Origin of the sequence: Stanieria cyanosphaera PCC 7437 (assembly GCF_000317575.1) — a bacterium.
In the GTDB taxonomy this organism is placed as follows: Bacteria; Cyanobacteriota; Cyanobacteriia; order Cyanobacteriales; family Xenococcaceae; genus Stanieria; species Stanieria cyanosphaera.
In genome coordinates, this window is sequence record NC_019748.1 from 4,023,260 (window position 1) to 4,043,979 (window position 20,720).

Annotated in this window: 19 protein-coding genes; 9 read left to right on the forward strand and 10 right to left on the reverse strand. The window is 34.0% G+C overall.

Annotated features, from left to right (window positions below; genetic code table 11):
* The first annotated feature begins 21 nt into the window (after positions 1 to 21).
* The 4 genes from STA7437_RS17510 (at position 22) to STA7437_RS17525 (ending at position 3,389) form a co-directional block, all read left to right on the forward strand.
* Positions 22 to 1,131 carry an ABC transporter ATP-binding protein gene (locus tag STA7437_RS17510; RefSeq protein WP_015194724.1) on the forward strand — a complete coding sequence of 370 codons (1,110 nt, stop codon included), beginning with the start codon at positions 22 to 24 and terminating at the stop codon, positions 1,129 to 1,131.
* 9 nt (positions 1,132 to 1,140) lie between these two features.
* The gene (locus STA7437_RS17515; RefSeq protein ID WP_015194725.1) at positions 1,141 to 1,815 is read left to right on the forward strand and encodes an HAD-IB family phosphatase; all 675 of its coding nucleotides are present in this window, start codon (positions 1,141 to 1,143) and stop codon (positions 1,813 to 1,815) included.
* 172 nt (positions 1,816 to 1,987) lie between these two features.
* Positions 1,988 to 2,311: a hypothetical protein gene (locus tag STA7437_RS17520; RefSeq protein WP_015194726.1), complete on the forward strand. Its 324-nt coding sequence runs from the start codon at positions 1,988 to 1,990 to the stop codon at positions 2,309 to 2,311.
* Positions 2,312 to 2,651: 340 nt separating this feature from the next.
* Positions 2,652 to 3,389 (forward strand): hypothetical protein, encoded by a 738-nt coding sequence (locus STA7437_RS17525; protein WP_015194727.1) that lies wholly within the window; start codon positions 2,652 to 2,654, stop codon positions 3,387 to 3,389.
* 5 nt (positions 3,390 to 3,394) lie between these two features.
* On the opposite strand, the gene nfi is transcribed toward STA7437_RS17525, so the two are convergent.
* The 6 genes from nfi to STA7437_RS17555 all read right to left on the reverse strand — a co-directional run bounded on the left by nfi (position 3,395) and on the right by STA7437_RS17555 (position 11,323).
* The gene (nfi, locus tag STA7437_RS17530) at positions 3,395 to 4,054 is read right to left on the reverse strand and encodes a deoxyribonuclease V (protein WP_015194728.1); all 660 of its coding nucleotides are present in this window, start codon (positions 4,052 to 4,054) and stop codon (positions 3,395 to 3,397) included.
* A gap of 11 nt (positions 4,055 to 4,065) precedes the next feature.
* Positions 4,066 to 6,051, reverse strand: coding sequence for an adenylate/guanylate cyclase domain-containing protein (locus STA7437_RS17535; protein ID WP_015194729.1), 1,986 nt, complete (start codon positions 6,049 to 6,051; stop codon positions 4,066 to 4,068).
* A 169-nt stretch (positions 6,052 to 6,220) separates the two neighbouring features.
* The gene (locus STA7437_RS17540) at positions 6,221 to 6,748 is read right to left on the reverse strand and encodes a Rab family GTPase (RefSeq protein WP_015194730.1); all 528 of its coding nucleotides are present in this window, start codon (positions 6,746 to 6,748) and stop codon (positions 6,221 to 6,223) included.
* Between the two features lie 137 nt (positions 6,749 to 6,885).
* Positions 6,886 to 9,099, reverse strand: coding sequence for an OmpA family protein (locus tag STA7437_RS17545; protein ID WP_015194731.1), 2,214 nt, complete (start codon positions 9,097 to 9,099; stop codon positions 6,886 to 6,888).
* A 17-nt stretch (positions 9,100 to 9,116) separates the two neighbouring features.
* Entirely contained in the window at positions 9,117 to 9,770 is a 654-nt protein-coding gene (locus STA7437_RS17550; protein WP_015194732.1) for an acetate and sugar kinases/Hsc70/actin family protein, read from the reverse strand.
* A 68-nt stretch (positions 9,771 to 9,838) separates the two neighbouring features.
* Positions 9,839 to 11,323: a sensor histidine kinase gene (locus STA7437_RS17555; protein WP_015194733.1), complete on the reverse strand. Its 1,485-nt coding sequence runs from the start codon at positions 11,321 to 11,323 to the stop codon at positions 9,839 to 9,841.
* 233 nt (positions 11,324 to 11,556) lie between these two features.
* On the opposite strand from STA7437_RS17555, the gene STA7437_RS17560 reads away from it, so the two are divergent.
* Together STA7437_RS17560 and STA7437_RS17565 are read left to right on the forward strand one after the other, a co-directional pair.
* Positions 11,557 to 11,895 (forward strand): hypothetical protein, encoded by a 339-nt coding sequence (locus STA7437_RS17560; protein WP_015194734.1) that lies wholly within the window; start codon positions 11,557 to 11,559, stop codon positions 11,893 to 11,895.
* Positions 11,896 to 12,215: 320 nt separating this feature from the next.
* On the forward strand, positions 12,216 to 13,463 hold the full coding sequence (locus STA7437_RS17565) for a DUF4912 domain-containing protein (RefSeq protein WP_015194735.1): 1,248 nt from the start codon (positions 12,216 to 12,218) through the stop codon (positions 13,461 to 13,463).
* Between the two features lie 334 nt (positions 13,464 to 13,797).
* Here the strand turns inward: STA7437_RS17565 and STA7437_RS25020 are convergent, their stop codons facing one another.
* A complete protein-coding gene (locus STA7437_RS25020; protein ID WP_015194736.1) occupies positions 13,798 to 15,084 on the reverse strand; it encodes a hypothetical protein in 1,287 nt (428 codons plus the stop codon).
* A gap of 131 nt (positions 15,085 to 15,215) precedes the next feature.
* Complete coding sequence (locus tag STA7437_RS17575) at positions 15,216 to 15,884, reverse strand: YggS family pyridoxal phosphate-dependent enzyme (RefSeq protein WP_015194737.1); 669 nt, start codon at positions 15,882 to 15,884, stop codon at positions 15,216 to 15,218.
* Positions 15,885 to 16,100: 216 nt separating this feature from the next.
* Between STA7437_RS17575 and STA7437_RS17580 the strand changes: the two genes are divergently transcribed.
* Positions 16,101 to 17,690 carry a gamma-glutamyltransferase family protein gene (locus STA7437_RS17580; protein ID WP_015194738.1) on the forward strand — a complete coding sequence of 530 codons (1,590 nt, stop codon included), beginning with the start codon at positions 16,101 to 16,103 and terminating at the stop codon, positions 17,688 to 17,690.
* Between the two features lie 147 nt (positions 17,691 to 17,837).
* Here the strand turns inward: STA7437_RS17580 and nth are convergent, their stop codons facing one another.
* Positions 17,838 to 18,500, reverse strand: a complete 663-nt coding sequence (gene nth / locus STA7437_RS17585) for an endonuclease III (protein ID WP_015194739.1) — start codon at positions 18,498 to 18,500, stop codon at positions 17,838 to 17,840.
* A 9-nt stretch (positions 18,501 to 18,509) separates the two neighbouring features.
* A complete protein-coding gene (rseP, locus tag STA7437_RS17590; protein ID WP_015194740.1) occupies positions 18,510 to 19,601 on the reverse strand; it encodes an RIP metalloprotease RseP in 1,092 nt (363 codons plus the stop codon).
* Positions 19,602 to 19,682: 81 nt separating this feature from the next.
* Between rseP and STA7437_RS17595 the strand changes: the two genes are divergently transcribed.
* Both STA7437_RS17595 and STA7437_RS17600 read left to right on the forward strand, forming a co-directional pair.
* Entirely contained in the window at positions 19,683 to 20,195 is a 513-nt protein-coding gene (locus tag STA7437_RS17595; RefSeq protein WP_015194741.1) for a hypothetical protein, read from the forward strand.
* A 100-nt stretch (positions 20,196 to 20,295) separates the two neighbouring features.
* Complete coding sequence (locus STA7437_RS17600; RefSeq protein WP_015194742.1) at positions 20,296 to 20,487, forward strand: PCP reductase family protein; 192 nt, start codon at positions 20,296 to 20,298, stop codon at positions 20,485 to 20,487.
* Positions 20,488 to 20,720: the final 233 nt, after the last annotated feature.

Here is a 20,720-nt window from a genome sequence, read left to right on the forward strand (position 1 = left end):
TCATCGTAGTTAGACAAATCCATGACCCAATCAGTAATTCTTCAATTAGAAGGTATTGTTAAACAGTTTCCCCACAGTAAAAGTCCAGCAGTAGACGATGTTAGTCTAACTCTAGAACAAGGAGATATTTTAGGATTACTAGGTCCTTCGGGTTGTGGCAAAACTACTCTACTAAGAATTATTGCTGGATTTGAATCAGCTTCTGGAGGAAAAGTCGTTCTCGCAGAACAAATAGTTTGTGGTCAAGGTTGCTGGTTACCACCTGAAAAACGCAATACAGGGATGGTTTTTCAAGACTATGCTTTGTTTCCTCATCTCAACGTCGCTGACAATATTGCTTTTGGTTTAAAAAGTAAAAAAAGTTCTCTACCTCGTCCCCAAATTAAGCAAAGAGTAGCAGAAGTTTTAGCTTTGGTAGGATTGAGTGGTTTGGAGAAACGTTACCCTCATGAACTTTCTGGTGGTCAGCAACAGCGAATTGCATTAGCCAGAGCTTTAGCTCCTCAACCTGCTTTAATTTTACTAGACGAACCTTTAAGTAATTTAGACGTTCAAGTCCGTCATCGACTTAGAGAAGAAATTCGTTCTATTCTCAAAGCAGCAGGAACATCAGCTATCTTTGTTACTCATGACCGAGAAGAAGCTTTAGCTATCTCCGATAAAATTGCCGTTATGCGTCAGGGAAAACTAGAACAAATAGGAACACCAGAAGAAATTTATGTTCAACCAGCTTCTCGATTTGTTGCCGAATTTGTCACTCAGGCTAATTTTTTGCCAGCTAAACGTAGTGGTGAGTTTTGGACTACAGAAATTGGCGAATTAGCAATACCAAATTCTCAATCTAATTATAGTTATGATTGGGGTGAATTGATGTTACCTCAAGAAGATTTAATTTTAACTCCTGATGACAATGCCACAGTAGTAGTAAAAGACAGACAATTTTTAGGTAGAGAATATCGTTATTGTCTGGAAACACCTTCAGGAAAAAGGTTACACGCACGTACGACCGCTCATAAAGCAGTAGCCGTAGGAACTAAAGTTAATTTGTCAGTGATTGGTACAACCTCACAAATTTTTCCTGTTTCTACTTTGAAAGAACCAAGTTTACCTTCAATGAAAGTTTCTGCCTAACCAAAAGTGATGAAATATAAAAGCATTGTTTTTTGTGATTTTGATGGCACAATTACTGCTGTTGAAACTTTTGCAGGGATGTTGAAAGAATTTGCTCCTGATTTATCAGAGCAGATTATGCCTTTAATGTATGCTAAAAAGCTTACTTTAAGAGAAGGTGTAAGGAAAATATTAGAATCAATTCCGACTAGACTTTATCCAGAAATTATTAATTACGCTGTAACTAAACCAATTCGTCCTGGGTTTAAAGAGTTATTAGATTTTTTAAATAGTCAAAATGTTCCTTTGATCGTAATTTCTGGTGGTTTAAGAGATATGGTAAAAACTGTTCTTAGTCGCCCAGAAAATAATCAATTTTTAATTACTAAAGTTACTGATATTTTTGCTGTTGATATTGATACTAGTGGTGAATATTTAACTGTTTATTCAGATTTTGAAGCAGATACAGAATTGGTAGCTAAAGTTAAAGTAATGTCTCAATATAATGCTTTAGAAACTATTGCCATTGGTGATTCTTTGACTGATATTAATATGGCATTAAAAGCTGATTTAGTTTTTGCACGCGATCGCCTTAAAGATTATTTGGATGAAGAAAATAAAGCTTATCTAGCTTGGGACAGTTTTTTTGAGATTAAAAACTATCTTAAGGCTCACTGGCAAATTGATTCTGTTGAAGAACAATAAAATTAAAACTTATTATTGATGAGATGAATCGCGATCGCCTGAAAAATGTTAACCTTGAATAAGGAAAAACTATTTCTATTTTTTAAATAACTAAAAATCAAAAATTTGTCACAATAGTATAGAGAGAAGATCTGTCTCCCTGATTAAAAGTAAATTAAAACAGGAGGACAAAATGATTAAGAAACTTGTACTTGCTTTTGTTTTAGTTATGGCTAGCTCTACTGATGTTGCTCAAGCTAATTCAACTTCACCAACATTAATTGCGGATAATTTAACGTTGGTTACAAACGGTTTATTCACTCCAACAGCAGCGCAAAGATTCTTTGAAGAAGGTAAGCAGCAATTTGAACAAGAAGAACAAAAATTTAAAAACAATTCTGGGTTTTCTACCGAGCAAATTTTGCAACTTCCTGACAACTTTGATTTTACTACCCCACCAAAAGACCGTAAGCGCGAATTTTTATTACAACCACAAGATCTCTCTAAATTATTTTAACTTTAACGCGATCGCGTTCCTCAAGAGCTAACCTCTCGCGCAGCACCTCGCGCTTGAGCGAGATCGCTATTTACAACATAATTAATTAGATAGTTAATCGCCAAGTAACTTAGAAAACTCTGTTTCCTTTCCAAACAAAAATTGTAATTTTAAGATTTAAATTTGCCTTAACTGAGCAACAAATTTTGCTTTTTTTGAAGTTTAGATTAAGTAGAAAAAGATTTAGCAATTTTTATATCAAGATTGGATGAAATCTAAAGGTTTAATCTGGTTATTGTTCAGAAATGCTTTTAAAATTGAAGTTATTCAAAAATAATTTTATTTTTAAAATTATAAATAAATGCTTCAAGAATCCTTACAAATTTATTTAGTTGAGCAAGATAACTTTATTTATAAAAAAGGATATATGTTTGCCCAAGAATGTTGGCAACAAAAACGTTGTTTAATTAATCTGCCAGATCAAAATAATTACGGAATAGTTATTTTTTGGAAAAATGATTTAATTGGCAATATCAATATTCAACTTAAGCAACCTAATACATTATTAACTAGTGAATCATTGTTTGGTGAACAACACTGGCAATCTTATTTTCAGGTAAATAATTTCCAAATTACTGAAATATCTGCTTTGTCTTTATCTAAAAAAGTGCCTATGTCTTTAAGGCAAGGAACAATAATTGCACTTAGTTTAAGTGTAATCACTTTACTAAATATTCTTGGAGTCAATTTTATTACTACGATTCAACATCAATGGTTTTATCAAGCTTTAAATAAGACTTTAAAATTGCCTTTTTTTGAAAATGAAATGATTACAATTAATCACAATAACCTTGATGATAGTTACTATTGGCAAAGCAAAGACTTAATAAAAATATATTATTTAAATTTAGCTGATGCAGAAACAATTAAAACTTATAATTCTTTTTTTTGTTATCTAAATTATCTCGGAATCAATACCAATTTTTTACCTGCTTTTCAATTAACTAATTCAATTGAACATACTTACTCTAATTTTCGTAAATATGTTTGGCAATTAGATAATTATTTAAATTCGCATCAATTTTCAAATAAATTATAAGTTATTTAAATAGACGCTAATCGATCTGCCCAACGAGTTGTTTCTGGTAAACGATATTTAGTGAGACAACCCATTACATAATTAATGGCAGTATTTAAACTAATTTTATGTCCAATTGAAATATAAATAGGTTTGACATTAAAGCGAGATCTTAAGACAACTCCAATCGTTTCTCCTCGATCTATTAAAGGTGTCCAACTACCCTTTTCTGGTGGAACTTCTTGATGTTTTCCGATTAAGATTGATTTAGCTACACCAATCGTTGGGACATCAATCAATACTCCTAAATGAGAAGCTATTCCTAGACGACGAGGATGAGCTATTCCTTGTCCATCACATAAAATTAAATCTGGAGTGATTGTTAATTGTTTTAAAGCTTCAATTATGGCAGGTATTTCTCGAAAAGAAAGAAATCCAGGAATGTAAGGAAAGGTAGTGGGAATAGTAGCTAGGGCTTGTTCAACTAATGTTAATTCAGGATAATTTAAGACTGCTACTGCTGCTTGAGTAATAGTATAGTTATTTTTAAAACCAACATCAACTCCTGCTACATAATTCACTTCGGATAATCGATCTTCTTGAATAACTTTAAATCTTAATTCTTCTTGGATTTTTTTGGCTTCTTCAACAGTTTTTACCCACGCTGGAATTGAATCTAGATTCATAATAACTTTTTCTATATGTTTGATTTTTTCCCAGTTAATAAATAAGTTTTCATCTCACCTTTTCCTTTAACACTAATTACACCTCTAGTTTGAAAATAATATTTATCTTTTAATAATTTATAGGTAGTAGCACTAACTTGAATAGTATCAGGTATTCCTTGAGATTCCATACGACGGGCAATATTAACCGCATCTCCCCATAAATCATAAGTAAATTTTTTAGTACCAATAATTCCCGCTACTACTTCACCAGTATTAATTCCAATTCTTAGACTTAAAGTTTTATCTGTTTCAGCATTAAATTGTGCGATCGCTTTTTGCATAGCTAACGCCATTTCTGCAATAGATTCGGCGTGATTATGAGACAATTGAGGTAATCCTCCTACAACTAAATAAGCATCTCCAATTGTTTTAATTTTTTCTAAACCAAACTGTTCGCTAAGACGATCAAATTCGGAGAAAATTTCGTTGAGAATTTCGACTACTTCTGTTGGTGGTAAAAGATTAAACCATTCAGTAAAGTTCACCAAGTCTGCAAAAAGTACACTAACTGCTACAAAATGATCCGCGATTGTACTTTGTTGAGTTTGAATACGTTTAACAATTAATTCGGGCAAAATATTGCGGAGTAAATTTTCAGTTTGCTGTTGTTGTTGTCGTAAAGCTAATTCTACTTTTTGACGCTGCAAAAATTGACCAATTTGATTACCAATAGTTAAAAACATTTGCTGTAATTCTTCATCTGGTTCAATGGTTTGTTGACAAAGAAAAGTCATTACTCCTAAAACTAAACCATCATTAATAATTGGTACACTACATCCTGTAACTAATCCTATTTCTAAAGCTAGATTTTTTCGTTGTGGTTCAATTACTTCAGTTAGATTATTAAGCCAGTCAAATAATTGATTTTGCCAAACTTGACCAGCTATTCCTTCTCCTATTTGAAGTAAAATTTGTTTAGTAGTTGTTTCAAAATTTTTACTGTTTAATTTAATTAATTCTTGTTGAAACCACGTTGTTTGACAATGTAATAATTGGTCTGTTTCTAGATTGATTAAATTATTTTGCTCTGGTAACCAAAATTCTCCCCACACCCAACCACAATGCTCACAAATTGTTTTAATAATTTTAGGAGCAGCTTGGGCAAAATTATTACTACAAGCCAGAATTTGAGAAATATGATATTGAGTAGTTTGTTTGTCTCGATAGCGTTTTATTTTAGTAATATCTCGACCAAGATAAATAAAATCATAAGAATTTTCTGATTCTATCTTAATAATTGAACAAGCTAGACTAAGAGTTATTAACTGTTTTGATTTGGTATAAAAAGAGACTTCAAAATTTTTTAGATAATCGCCTTGACTGAGAAGGTATTGTTGAATTTCATCTAAAGGTAAATTTGGATCGGCAATGATTTGGGTAATTGAATGATTGATTAATTCTGTTTTACTATAACCCAAGCAATCTAAAGTAGTTTGATTAATAGCTTTAATAATACCTGTTTCACTAGTAACGATTAGAGCATCTGCCATAGCAGTAATAATTTGCTCATAAAAATAATTAGATTTAACTAGTTCATTCCATAAATAAGTTGATTCGTGAATTAAACTATATTCATTAATTTTTTGAGTTAAAATTTGTTCTAAGTTAATCTGTGAAGTAACATCTTCAATAAAAATGATTAAGGCTTGATGTTCGGCTAAATTATATTTTTCAATATATAAATCGTAGTAAATAGTTGACTTGGAATTGATTTGGCGATTAATTGTGCGTAAAGAATAATCTGCTTGTTTATCTTGATAAATTTCGTTTAAAATAGCTTCATAACCCAATAATTCTGGTAAGACTTTTCTAATATCTACTCCTGCTTTTAAAAAATTAGGGTCTTCTAGAAAATCAATAAAGTTTTCAGAATATCCAAGAATGTTCAAATGACAATCTATAATGACGTATTGTATATGTTTGGGCAAACAAATTTTAGCTGAAGTTAATACCATCTGCTTTGATTAGAAAAATTTGTAAATTTCTAATTTTACTATGCCCGATCGCTTGCTTAAAATTAAGATCTTTGAACTAAAAAATTTGTGTAGAGAAAAGTTATCTTCAAGGATTTAGTATAATCTCTACAAGGAACAGAGGTCAAAAGTTAGTAACTAATTTTAAGAATTAATTAGGGTTGAGAATTCTAATACTTAAAACTTCAAAAATTTGATTAACGTAGACTCCAGTTTTAGCAGAAGTTATATAGGTTTTGACTACTTGAGGATAGTTATCAAAATTATATAAACTAGCCAATTTTTGTAACTTTTCTGAAGCAATCAAATCAGATTTGTTTAAAGCGATAATAGCAATTCCTTGAGGATTAATTTGCAGAAAAAGCTCAAGATGAGTTTTGATTCGGTCTAAAGTTTCTTTGCGAGTTACGTCACCCACAATAATTGAACCGCTTGCACCTGTAAGATAGTTAGTAGTAATAGATTTGAATTTGGTGTGACCTTCAACGTCCCAAATAATTAAATTGAGTTGTTGATACTTTTGTTCTGATGATAATGAAATTGATTTACGAGAAATTTTAACTCCGACAGTAGATAAATAATCATCGCTAAATTTGTCCTCCACAAAACGACGAATCAAGCTAGTTTTGCCTACACTAAAATCTCCTACTAAGCATATTTTTTTAGCAATTTCTGGCATAGTTTCAGAGTTTATTAAATTAATGAGCAAGCTTCTCGTAATACTTTCAATAATAAATTAAAAGTTAAAAATAAAGCTTCGTTTGGCGATATATCTCGAACTTTTTGTTCAACGATAATATATAAGATACCGATGAATTATGTATTTTTTTTCGGGATCAAAGGGTCAAACTGCACACATCGACTCAACCAGATTGGATCAGCTTGAGTTACGTTAGGAGGGTAGTCTAAACTAAAAGTGACTTCTAAGCGTTTAGGGTTTACTCCTTGAGCAACTAATGCAGCTTTGACATTATTAGCACGCTCTTGGCTAATTTGTTGATTCTTACTTCTCGAACCTAAGCGATCGCTATAACCAGTCAATCGCAAATTTAATTGTGGATATTGCTCAAGAAAATTCTTAACATTTTTAATCTTACTATAACTATCGGCATTTAATTGACTTACGCCAAGTTCAAAGTACAAAGCGGTGTTGATTGTCGGTAACTCTTTACTAGTATTAATCACTACAGTATCAACTCCTGGTATCTGCTGAAATGCGATGGGAAGAAGCGGTAATTGACGCTCATCAAGGACAAATCCTGACACGGTAACAGTTGTCGCCTCATAACGACTTTGAACAGCTACTTCTGGTAGTTGATTAATTAAAGTTGTTACTCGTTGAACCTCTTGAGCAGTAAAACCAGGATTTGGTGGTAGATTGACCGCAATAATTTGATTGTTTAGTTGTAAATTAGCCTCTTGAGCAATTTTACCCGCGATCGCTCCTGCTTGAGTACGAAGTTGATCATTAGGTACTCTTCCTACTAAAGTCAATTTACCTTTGGCAACAGTAGGAATTAAACGATAAACCGATAACTCTGGCGCTGCATCTAAAGCGATCGCAGTTTTTTCTTCCAGACGTTGAGATACATGACTACGGTATTGAATTGTTCCCCAAGGAATTAAAATACCGCCTAGTAAAATCGCTATTAACCATAGTAAAGTTTTTGGAGAGCGGGATTTGTTCGATTTTTCGTTGACTTCGATTAGTTGTTGAAGTGAACTGTCGACTGAATCAGGAATAGTCTGGGGATCGCCATTATATTCTCGAATTTCATCGCTATATTGCAGCACAATTAAACTAAGAATGTTGCGAATCTTTTCTCGATATTGCTTGGAGGGATTTCCTTTAATTACTATGGCTAAATAACAGTATCCTGCTACTTCAATAGCTATTTGAAAGTTGCCATAATTGATTAAATCTAATTCCGAATCCGATGCCATACAATCATTAGCAAAACTTCGGATCGCTGTTAGCATTCCTGCAACTAAATCTGCTTCTAAATGATATTCAGTATTGGGTTGAACTTCACGAATAATTAAGCCGCTAGCTTTATGAATTAAAAAAATAGCTTGAATTTGACAGTCAATTGCTTCAGAGAGAATTAATTCTGCTTCGGATACTCCTCGAAGTTTGGCACGAATTTTGCGCTTAATTCCGTCAATACTAAGAGCATTCTCAACCTTTTCATTGATTGATTTGATGACCTCTACCATATACTTAGAGATGGTATCGCCAATCACGGGATAAAGCGCATCTACCATAGCATCTTTTTCTAGTTCAATCTGACTTTTAATCGCTCTACCCATTTCTGAACCCAAAGCTTTTGAAATTGCATTGCGATCAAGACGAATTTGTTCTGTGATTGAATGAGCTATTTCTGGAGCGATCGCTTTAGCAATGGTTTGAGGTTCAATTTTGATTTTTTGGGTAATGGCATTGGGTAAAATTTCTGCGATCGCTTCTGCCATACTTTGGGGATCTTTACTTGAGCGCTGTTTAATGACACGATCTATAACAGGAACGAGTGCTTCTAAAATCGAATCTTGAGAGTTTTTGAGTTGGAAACGTAGTAATTCACTAATTAACGGTAACAAAGAATTAACTGAATCAGCGATCTCTTTGACTTCAGATTGATTGTTGATTAGTTGTTGTTCTAATTTAACAATCGATTGCTGTATTTCTGTTTCTTTAAAGGAATTGACACTACGAACAAAAGGTTTTTTAGAAATCGAATTAGAAAGTTTTTTTGATGATTGAGGAGTGGAAGCAGAAAAAGAAATAGAAGTAGCATCCACATTTGGTTGAGGTGAATGCTGTTGAGAAGAAACTATTTTTTTTTTATCTTGATCAGGAGAAGAAAAATTAAGATTTAATTCAGCAGCACTATTGTAATTAGGCTGTTTGTTTTGCTTCTCTACTTCGGATATTTGAGTAGATTCAGTTTCTTTTAACTCGGACAATAAATCTAGTAATTTGCCTAAAGATTCTATTGCTTGAGGATTAGATTGACTAGAATCATGGGTCATTGGTTAATAAATGATAATTAAAGATTGTTTTCATGCCTCTTGAGATTATTATCTGCTTCTTCCGGAAGAATAAAATCGGCTTTAACCTGATTTTCTACCGCTTCTTTAAGATCAGGGACAAATTCTGAGCCTTTGACTTTCAAACATAATTCAAATAATACCTCAGCTAAATCCGCACGAGACACTTTTGCGTCTGTTAAATCCGATAAACTTTTTTCGATTTTTTCAAAAACTTGTTGTCTGAGACTTTTAATGTTTTCTTCGGCTGTTTCCCTAGTTTGAGTTAATTCATGTTTGAGATAATAACTTTCTTGATTCAAATTTTTTCTTAACAAAGCAATATTTTCCGAACTAAGTTTAGCTGTCGCTTGAATTTCTTGCCGAAGTTGATTAATTTCTTCGTGACTAGTTAAGCTTAAATATTTTAATTTTTTTTCTAAAGAAGAAACCGAAGCATCCATTTTTTTGGTTAAAGAATTTTGTAAATCTATCAAGCGATCGCCTACATTAACCTGAAATTGCTTTAATTGTAATTCAAGTTGATTTAATCGTTGAGCTAGCTGTTCAAATTGATTTTCATAAGTTTCAATTTTATCTCCAAATAACAAATCTTGAAGATGACTAATATTTCCTAATCTTTGACGCATTTCTTCTTTACTAAGCTCATTCATGGTTGACACCTCTCGTTTTTAAAAGTTATTAAGTTTGACTTAATTAAATTTTCATAAATCTCTTTCCCTTAACATGATTGATGATTAACGGGCAAAATAACAGTAATTATTGTTCCCAATCCTAGTTTACTATTTAATTCGATCTTACCTCCATGTAAATCAACCGCTTTTTTTACAATTGATAATCCTAGACCAGTTCCTGGAATATCTCCAACATTGTTAGCTCGATAAAAAGAATCAAATAAGTGTTTTCTAGCTTCAACGGGAATACCAATTCCGTAATCTTGAATTATTATTTGAACTATTTCTTGCTCGGCAAAATATAATATTTTAAATTCAATATTTTCTTCTTGAGGAGAATATTTTATAGCATTAGAAAGCAAATTGTTTATAATTAATTTTAAAATTTTTTCATCTGACCAAATTACCAAATGTTCTACATTTGTCGAAAATAAAATATTTTTTTTATTAGCTGTAATTTCTAATTCTTTGATAAGTCGCTGACAAAATTTATTCAAATTAAGCAAACCAGGATTAAAAGTTAATTTTCCTTCTTCTGTTTTGCTGATTACTAAAATATCTTCAACCAAAGATTGCATATTTTGAGCAGCAGTATTAATAGTTTTTAAATAAAAATCCCAATCTTCTTGAGAAATATTATTTTTATTCTCAGCCAAAAAATTAGCTGCAATTAAAATACTACTTAAAGGATTACGAAACTCATGGGAAGCCAAAGAAATAAACCGTGATTTAATTTCTCTAAGTTCTTTTTCTTTTTGTAAAGCTTGAAGTATTTCTGTTTCTGCTTGTTTACGAGCAGTAATATCTCTGCCAATATAAACGCAATTAAAAAATTCTTTAATTTCTGTTTGTACTATTGAACAACTAAATTCAATTTCTCTTAATTCGCCTGATTTTGTCTGGCAGATAGCATCTATTTTTTGAACTTTGTTACGATTTTTGAGTAAATAATTATAAACTTTTTCGTGGTCAAAGTTTTCATTTTTTACAATAAAGTCGATTGTTTTTGCTACTAATTCGTTTTGATTGTAACCAAACACTTTTTTAGCTGCCTGATTTATTTGTTCAATTTCCCCCGATGGTGTAGTTATAAACAAAACATCACCCATTGAGGTCAAAATCTTTTTCGTACAGTCTTCAAATCTTTTTAAAGTACTTACTAATACTTCAGCTTCATTAATTTGTTGTACCAAAGATTGCTTGAGTAATATTATTTCAGTGGTATCTTCTAGAAAAATAATTAAATTGTTTCCAAGTTTTTTGATTAATAAATTAAAATATAAATTAGTTTTATTATTAACGTGGCGAGCAATAGTTTCAAGAGAAAAGAATTCTTGTTCTTGATTAAGAATCTGAGTCAAAACATTTTCTAAACCAATTAATTCTGGAAAACTCAGTCGAATATCTTGCCCAGGAACAAGAGTTTGAGGAGATTCAGCAAACTTTTGTGCTGTCGTCGATCTCTGCAAAACAATTAAATTTTGATTAATTATTACATACTCTCTTTGATCGAAAATTAGTAACTGATTCACTGGAGCTTTCCTTCTTTTAATCCCAATTAAACTAGCTAAATTTAAATCATTGTTTGTGAACTCTGCTTTTGGCAACTAATTTGAGTAAATCTTATTTAAGCAAAAAAATATCAAATAATAGTAAATAATACATCCGTCTTAGACTTAAGTTCGATAAAAAAATCATTATCGTAATTATTCATATATTTATATATCTTTAAGCTATCTTTGATTTTTTACTGTTAAAGATTTCGATGAATCAGTCTCCTAATAACTTTAATTTTGATGATCATGGCTTGAATTTTTCTGATTTAGAAGGAAAAGCTGCCAAAGAACTCCAGGAAATCGAAAATTTATCCCCCGAAAGCAGAGAAAGACTATCTATCCATAAAAAGCAGCTTGAACGCTTAATTATTTATCTAGCTGGTTTTGGTTTTGGTGTAGGTTTATTACTGGCAATTGTCTTAACTATTGTTTTGAACAAGCTGGGATTGACGAAAAAACCTAATCAATTACCACCGCCAGAAAGTGAAAAACTCGAACAAATTAAATATCATCCTAACCAGTCTTTTCAAGAGCTTAATTTTTTATGAAATCAACCAAGTGAATAATGTCATGATTTTTTGACTTATCTGCTGGCTAAATTTCTATTGAGAATACTATGTCATGATTTCTTGACATAACGATCCCCGAAATACTGATAAATTCGTTTTTGGGTCATTCTTTTCCTCAGAAAGACTTGATCCCAACCCCAATATTTTTGTTACATATAGTTAAGCGTTGTATTGCATACTCAATAAAACAAACCAAAGATAATAAGACAACACAGATAGGGAATATGCCCTACCGATTGAGTCTAAAAATGCTGCCAACAGCTAATTGCCGTCTTAATTAAATCGGAGGCTGTAGATAAATGGCAAGAGAACGTCCCCCTATAGATGAAATGACTTTACGGCAACTGAGAAGAGTTGCTAGCGAACTGGGTATTTCCCGTTATAGTAGGATGCGAAAATCGCAGCTACTAGCAGAAGTCAAACAAGCAATTCAAGAATTAGAACAAAGAAGATTTTCTCAAAATCCTTTAATTCAAACCCAGGAGGAGCAACAAGTGGAAGCAACTAAATTTGACATAGGTCAAGACGATCGCGTTGGTGGTCCCTTATCATCAGTTGATGAAGATTTAGGCGAACTTCCAGGCGGTTATGGAGAAAGCCGAATCGTCCTCATGCCAAGAGATCCTCAATGGGCTTATACTTATTGGGATGTTCCCAATGACCACAAAGAAGAGTTACGCCGTCAAGGCGGCCAACAAATCGCGCTACGTTTGTATGACGTAACTGATATCAGTTTAGAATATCAAGCTCCTCACAGTGTTCAAGAGTATCTTTGTGATGAATTAGCACGGGAATGGTATTTACCTCTACCCGTTAGCGATCGCGATTATGTCATTGATATTGGTTATCGTTGTGCGGATGGACGCTGGTTAGTTTTAGCTCGTTCTGTACCAGTTCGCGTTCCTCCTGTCTATCCTTCTGACTGGATCGAAGATGTTTTTGTCACAGTTAACTGGGAAGAAGAGTTAGAAGGTAAAACTGTTTATGAACTTGTACCTCCTAGCAAGAAACAATCTGCTGTTACTGCTACTGGTGAAGGCACAAACGGTATTTACGAACAAATCTTTGGTATGACAAAATCTGCTGAAGCAATGCGCGTAGCAGGTTCTCTGTTTGGTTCGATGCAGCAAGTACCAGAACAAGCAGTTAGCTCTTATATTTTCCCCTCTGGTGTTGGTATGTGGGCATTACCTACCGCATCTGGAATAAATATGTCTGGTGTAGGTATGTCTGGAGTTGGTTTTTCTGCTTCTGCACCTCCAATTCGTCCTCGCAAATTCTGGTTAATTGCTGATGCGGAACTGATTGTTTACGGTGCAACCGAACCTGATGCAACTGTTACTATAGGTGGTCGTCCAATTAAACTCAATCCCGATGGCACATTCCGCTTCCAGATGTCTTTCCAAGATGGTTTAATCGATTATCCGATTGTAGCAGTAGCTGCTGATGGCGAACAAAATCGCTCCATCCACATGAAGTTTAACCGCGAAACTCCTTCTCGTCATACTAATACTAAAGAAGAAGCGATCGAAGAATGGTTTGTCTAGATTAACTTTCTTTAAAAATTAATCTAACTAAGATTAAGACCTCTAACAATTAAAGTTAGAGGTTTGTTTTTTTGCTTTTTTGTAATATCAAGTTCGGTTTAATACTTACATTAAAGATGAAATCAAATAATAGTAATAAGTAATAAATTGTTTCTTCGCTTAAAATAATCCTTAAATTTCAACACTCTTATCCGTAATTGGTATAAAAAAGATTTCAACAAAAGTTTGAATTAGATAAGGGCGATTATAGAATCGCCACTACGTAAAATATTTTGAGGTTGACTTAAAATCAAAAATCGTCTTTCATAGAGTTTTGAGTAAGTATGATAACTTTCTATACAACTCTCTCTAGTTTTCGTTTTGCAACCCCTAGTTCAATTTCTTTCCGTACTGAGTAAATTAACTTCTTACTCAAATTAAACAAACGCCCCTTTAAGAAAATTCGGTCTATGCGTTTGATTACTCCTTTTAAATCTTTCTCGTGATATCTATTGAGAATAATATTAATTCCATCTACTAAATCATAACGCTTGATTTGAGCAAGAAGAGGAATTAGCTCCCTATAGGAAGATTCTCCAAAAGTATCGTTAAAATGGGCTGTTTTAATTAACAATTTTTTAGAAACATCTTTCTCTTTAAAAGTAGTAACTTCTTCCAACAATCCTAGTCCCAACAGTGCAGTCATGGTTCGGACACATTTTTCACACTTGCCACAGTTGTAGTTGCCTTCACGATAGCTATCCTTTTCATTACATACTCGCAAATGTCTCAAAGCTACATCCCATTGGGCAACCAATTTAGTTTTTGCCAGTCTCGATAAAGCTGCATCTTCATGACGAATATGTAGATTGCTACTGCTGAAATGGTGATCGATTAAAGGATGAGAACCCCAGGGAGCTAAATGAGCTAGATCGTAAGTAGAAGCCATCGAAACTGTTGTCAATCTGCGTGAAAGACTATGAGCAACAGCAGCCAAAAATGAACCTTGAAATTCTAGTTTCCAAAACAGAAAATCTGGATCTAAATCTCTAATATGGGCATAGGCATTTGTATAAATAGGAATGAGATTGATCTCGGCATCGTTAGCGATTGACGATACAGCATCAAGAACGTATTGAAAAGAAGGCTCTTCTTCATCCTCCCCATTAAGTATGCCGTAGACAAAAATACCGTCTTTAATCGAGCGAGAATGTTCTGGGGCAAAATTAAAACGATTATTACGTACCATCGCTAAAGAATCTATACCACCAGAGAAAAAGCAACCCGCTCTTGGTTTTGCCATAACATAATCTGTGTCGGATGCCAGAGGTGCTTCAATTGGTATGACACGGCGATCGCCTTTATGCCAATGAACCAAACAATGCATGATGTTAGTTAAACCATCTTTGAGTGCGGGACAGATCGGTGCATCGAGTGTAATTCTTCTTTCTCCATAGCGCATTGCTGGTATGACACAAGCAGCAAGAAAAGCATTGGGATTACACCAAATATCGCTAGCAAATTCGTTGGTTGTCTCGAAATAAATATCTTGACTAGGGCGATCGCGATCTTCCCAAGTAACTGTTGCTATTGCTCTGATTCGGTCTCGGTAACTTTCTGTTCTTAAATTATCAATCTTCACAAATTTTTGCTTAACAATTCTTAACAGTTGAGGTATCAATTAAGTATAAAGTATTTTTTTCGTTTTCAGCTATATGCTACATCCCTACTGAGTTCTAGATATAGACAAAGTCTTATGTGAAGGTTAAAGAGCTAGTTTCTTTCACCAAAAATAATCTGACCTAAACGAATCATAGTAGCCCCTGCTTGAATTGCGAATAAATAATCTCCAGACATTCCCATCGATAGTTGAGACATAGATAAATGAGCAAAATTTTCTTGTTTGATTTGGTCGGCTAATTCCTGGGTTTTTTTAAAAGCAGCTAAAGTTTCTAAATCAGATAACCCTAGGGGTAAAATTGTCATTAAACCTTGAATATTTAGATTTTCTAATTGATTGAGTTGAGATAAATCTGTTAACAACTCTTCAATTTGCCAACCATATTTATTAGGATCTGGAAGAACTTTGACTTGTAAAAAAACTTTCGGATGAATCGCTAATTCTCCTGAAATTTTATTTAAAACCTGAGCCAGTTTGAGACTATCTACTGAATGAATCCAATCAAAGTTTTCTAAAACTTTTTTGGCTTTATTTGTTTGTAGATGACCAATAAAATGCCAAGTAATATCTGATAAATCTTGTAATTGTTGTTGTTTAGCTAGGGCTTCTTGAAGACGATTCTCGCCAAAATCCCTGATTCCTGCTTGATAAGCAGCCCGCATTTTTTCTATACTTACTTGTTTAGTAATAGCAATTAAACGAACATCAGCAGGAATTTGCGCGTTAATTTCTGTAATTTTTTGGGCGATTAAATCTGTCATTCGATTCAATTTCTTAAAAAGTAGGGAATTACTCGCTCACCAATGTTAAATTAGCCTACACCTTTTGTACTTGCCAAGTAAAGCTAAAGAGTTGCCACGAGATGCACTTGAGACGAATAATCATCTCTTCTAAGATTAAAACCCAAAAAACAATTTTTAGCGATAACTTGGCTAGAAAAAGTGGTTTTCAAAGATATTTTAAGCAATAGCAAAAACATGAATCATTTAAATCAATATCCTTATTCTTCTCAACGTCGTATCATTTTAGGTAAAAAAGGTGCAGTAGCTACTAGTCAACCATTAGCTACTTTAGCTGGAATGGAAATGTTATGGGCTGGTGGTAATGCCGTAGATGCAGCCGTAGCAATGGCGATCGCTTTAACGGTAGTCGAACCGACTTCTAATGGTATTGGTGGAGATGCTTTTGCTTTAGTCTGGGATGGCAAATTACATGGTTTGAATGGTTCGGGAAAAAGTTCTCAAAATTGTAGTTTGGATTGTTTTACTTCAATAAATCGCATTCCAGAATTGGGTTGGTTGACTGTAACTGTACCAGGGGCAGTATCTGCTTGGCGTAGTCTTTGGGAAAGATGGGGCAAGTTACCGTTCACACAATTATTTGAACCAGCCATACGTTATGCGACAGAAGGATTTCCCGTTTCCCCTGTAACTGCCCAAGCATGGCAAAGAGCAGAAAAGATATTTTTACCACTGACTGCTCCGGAATACCAACCTTTTAAACAAGTCTTTTTTCCTAATCACCGCGCCCCTATCACTGGAGAAGTGTGGGGAAGTTTAGCTCATGCCAATACTTTAAGAAAAATTGCTGTTTCTGGAGGAGAAAGTTTTTATCGAGGCAAGTTGGCTGAAGCAATAGTTAATTTTGCTGCCGATACAGGGGGTTTATTGACTCAACAAGATTTGGCTAATCATCAAGCTGATTGGGTACAACCAATCTCAACCGACTATCATAATGTACAGATTTGGGAAATCCCTCCTAATACTCAGGGTATAGCTGCTTTAATTGCATTGAACATTGTTGAAGGTTTGAATCTTTCCCAGTATCCTCGCGACTCAGGAACAAGTTTTCACTATCAAATCGAAGCGATGAAGCTTGCTTTTGCCGACTTGCATCAGTATGTAGGCGATTCTCAGTATATGGAGGTAACCACAGCACAACTATTAGATAAAAATTATGCAGCAACCAGAAGAGAATTAATTCATTCTCAAGCAATTTCTTTAGCAACCCCAGGTTTACCTCAAGGAGGCACAGTTTATTTAGCTGCTGCGGATTCAGACTTGATGGTATCTTTGATCCAATCTAATTATGAAGGTTTCGGTAGTGGAATTTTGATTCCCGAGACAGGTATTGCTCTACATAATCGCGGTTTAGGTTTTACATTAGAAATAGGGCATCCCAACCAAATTGCAGCCAATAAACGTCCTTTTCATACCATTATCCCTGGTTTTCTTACTCAAGATGGTCATCCTTTAGGTGCTTTTGGGGTGATGGGTGCGCCCATGCAACCGCAGGGGCATTTACAAGTAATTGCTAACCTAGTTGATTATGGTATGAATCCCCAAGCAGCTTTGGATGCACCTCGTTGGCGATTTATTGAAAAGGATGTGGTGTTGTTAGAAACGAGTGTTGCTCATCCCGTCGTTTTAGATTTAATTGAACGAGGACATAATATTAAAATTGCTCCTTCCAGAATGTTTGGTAAAGGACAAATTATTTTAAATCAAAATAACATTTTTGTTGCTGCTTCCGAACCAAGAGCGGATGGATTAGCATTAGCTTGGTAGAAGAAAATTGAATAGGGCTGTTCGCCAACTGGGTAGTTTAGTTTTATGAATATAACCCAGAAAAACATCAAAGGCGGTCGCATCGTTACTTTACATAACAGTTAAATAATCTGCAAGAACAGGATTTAGTATGATGTCTCTTGCCAATTAAAGTGGTTTAGTTCGCGAAGGACAAAGATGAGCTAATTCACAAATATGACATTGAGGATTGCGAGCTTTACAAACTGCTCTACCATGATAAATAATTCTAATCGAAAAATTTTCCCAGTCTGCTTGAGGTAAAAGCTTCATCAAATCTTGTTCAATTTTAATTGGGTCTTGGTTTTTAGTTAATCCCAGACGGTTGCTAAGACGTTTAACGTGAGTATCTACAGTGACTCCCTGATTAATCCCAAAACCATGAGCCAGAACCACATTAGCAGTTTTACGAGCTACACCTGGAAGTGTTAAAAGTTGTTCCATTTGTTGAGGAACTTGTCCATTAAATTCCTCGACAATTTTTTGACAAGCACCCTGAATATTTTTGGCTTTGTTGCGATAGAAACCTGTAGAACGAATTAAAGTTTCCAATTCTGCTCGATTAGCAGCAGCAAAAGCAGAAGCATCAGGAAATTTAGCAAATAAAGCAGGTGTAACTTGATTAACTCGTTCGTCAGTACATTGAGCAGAAAGAATCGTAGCCACTAATAGCTGTAAAGTAGTTTGATAGTTAAGACTACAAGTGGCATCAGGATAAAGACGTTTTAAAAACCGTAAGATTTCTTGACTGCGTTGTTTTTTACTAGGCAACTTAGAAGTGATGCTTGTCATTTTAATTGTTTACTGAAAAAGCTGCTGAAATACAGTTAAATTGACTGTATCGCGCACGATTAAAAATACGCCCAAACCTAGTAGTAAAACTAAACCAGTTTGCATAATGCCATCTTGGATTTTACCCGGAACAGGTTTTCCTCTGACTCCTTCAATTGCCAGAAAGGTTAATTGACCGCCATCTAAAGCAGGAAGAGGCAAAATGTTAATAATCGCTAAGTTAATACTAATTAAGGCTCCAAATTGAAATAAATTACTTAAATCGTTGCGAGCAAGTTCCGCTCCTACTGCTACAATTGCTACTGGTCCAGCTACTTGGTCAGCAGTTTCCCCAAAATTGCTAATCAATTTCCAAAAACCTTGAGCAGTTAATTGAGCAATTCTTTGATACTCATTAGCAGCAGCACTAAAGGCAGTTAAGATATTATCGGCGCGACGACGAACTACTTCACCGTTAGGTGCAAGCATTACGCCAATTTTACCTTTGCCATCTTGGTCTAATTCGGGTGTAACCGTTAAAGGAATAGTTTGATTCTTTCTTTGAACTGTTAATTTTAAAGACTGATTAGGAGAATCTTGGATCGTTTGTCTTAAGCTTTTTAAAGCTTCTGAAGAAGCTCCTAAAGTTTCACCTTCTACCGCTACAATTACATCACCTGCTTGAATTCCCGCTCTTTTAGCTGCGGAATCATTTTCTGTAACTACTTGAGGAACTAAGACTCCCGCCTGATAATTAATTTCTTGAAAGCCAACTGTTATTCCTTGTCCGACTAATAGAAAATACGCAAAAATTAAATTAGCGATCACTCCAGCACTGATCACGACCGCTCTGTCTAAAACTGGACGATTACGTAGTAAATTAGGATCGTCAGCAGGTATAGAGCTATCTGGATCATCATCGGGAAAACCCACATATCCTCCTAACGGAAAAGCTCTAATAGCGTATTCTGTTTCTGAACCTTGGTACTTTAATAATGCAGGACCAAAACCAATCGAAAAACGATTTACATGAATTCCTTGAAACCTTGCTGCTGCAAAGTGTCCCAATTCATGAACTACGATTAATAACGCCAAAACTGCGATCGCTGCCAAAACAGACATAATTTGTATTTAAATGTAATTTTTTTGTGTTTTTGTACGATTTACTATTTTAAAACATTCCTCAAATTCTCTTCGCTCATCATGACTAATACTACAATCTGGCAACAAAATAGCAGCGGTCCTCACAATGCAGATAATTTAGCTGCGATCGCTCAATGGTGGCATAATTTACAAGGTAAAGAAATTATTTGGCAACAAAGATTAATTCCTGAATCTAATCAATTTTCTAAAATTAGTTGGGAGGCACAAAGATTTGACGAAAATTTTGTAATTCATAATGCACAATTGAAAGGTATTACAGTTTATTGGCAGAAAGATACCTCAGCAGAAGTTAGAAATATTACGGCTAAAAAATTAGAACTAGATCAATTTAATCAAAAACTATATATCTATCCTCAAACTCAATCCCAAGTTGTTATTTGTGTAACTTTACCCCAAATAGTTTATCGCACAATTGAATTAGATCATCCTCAAGTAGCTGGTAATAATAAAGGGGAGGATTATTTATTGTTGTTACGAGATGGAGAGAAAAAATTGGAAGTAAAAATAACTTTAAATAAACAAAAATTAAAACAAATTTTCGAAAAAATGTAAGCTATTAATTGTAAAATATAAACTTGAACTAAACCATAATTACTAAACAATAAATAAAAAACTTTGAGCGTATCAAAAGATTATTTGGAGGGGCAAAATAATGAGTAATAATCAATTTGATTTAACCGATGATTTATCTTGGACAGCAGAAGCTAAAGCTAAACTCAAACAAATTCCTTTTTTTGTTCGTTCTCAAGCTCGTCACCGTATTGAAGAATTAGCTCGTGCTGCTGAAGTTGAAGAAGTTACAGCCGAAATTGTCGAGCAAGCTAGAGCAGAATTTGGACAGTAGAAAAGCAATAAACCTCTTGCAAAAATAGCGCAAACGCTTTACTTTTAGATCATTAATTAATCTTGAAGAGCATACGAATATACTAACAGGCTAGCAACAGTATAATTCAGTATATATTTACTAATACTGCTACCGTAACAAAACCTTAATGACTCCCTCAATTTGGGACTATAATCTTTAAGTCCGCGCAAAACGTAAGACTTTAAAACTACTCAAAGCTCGATTCTATTTTC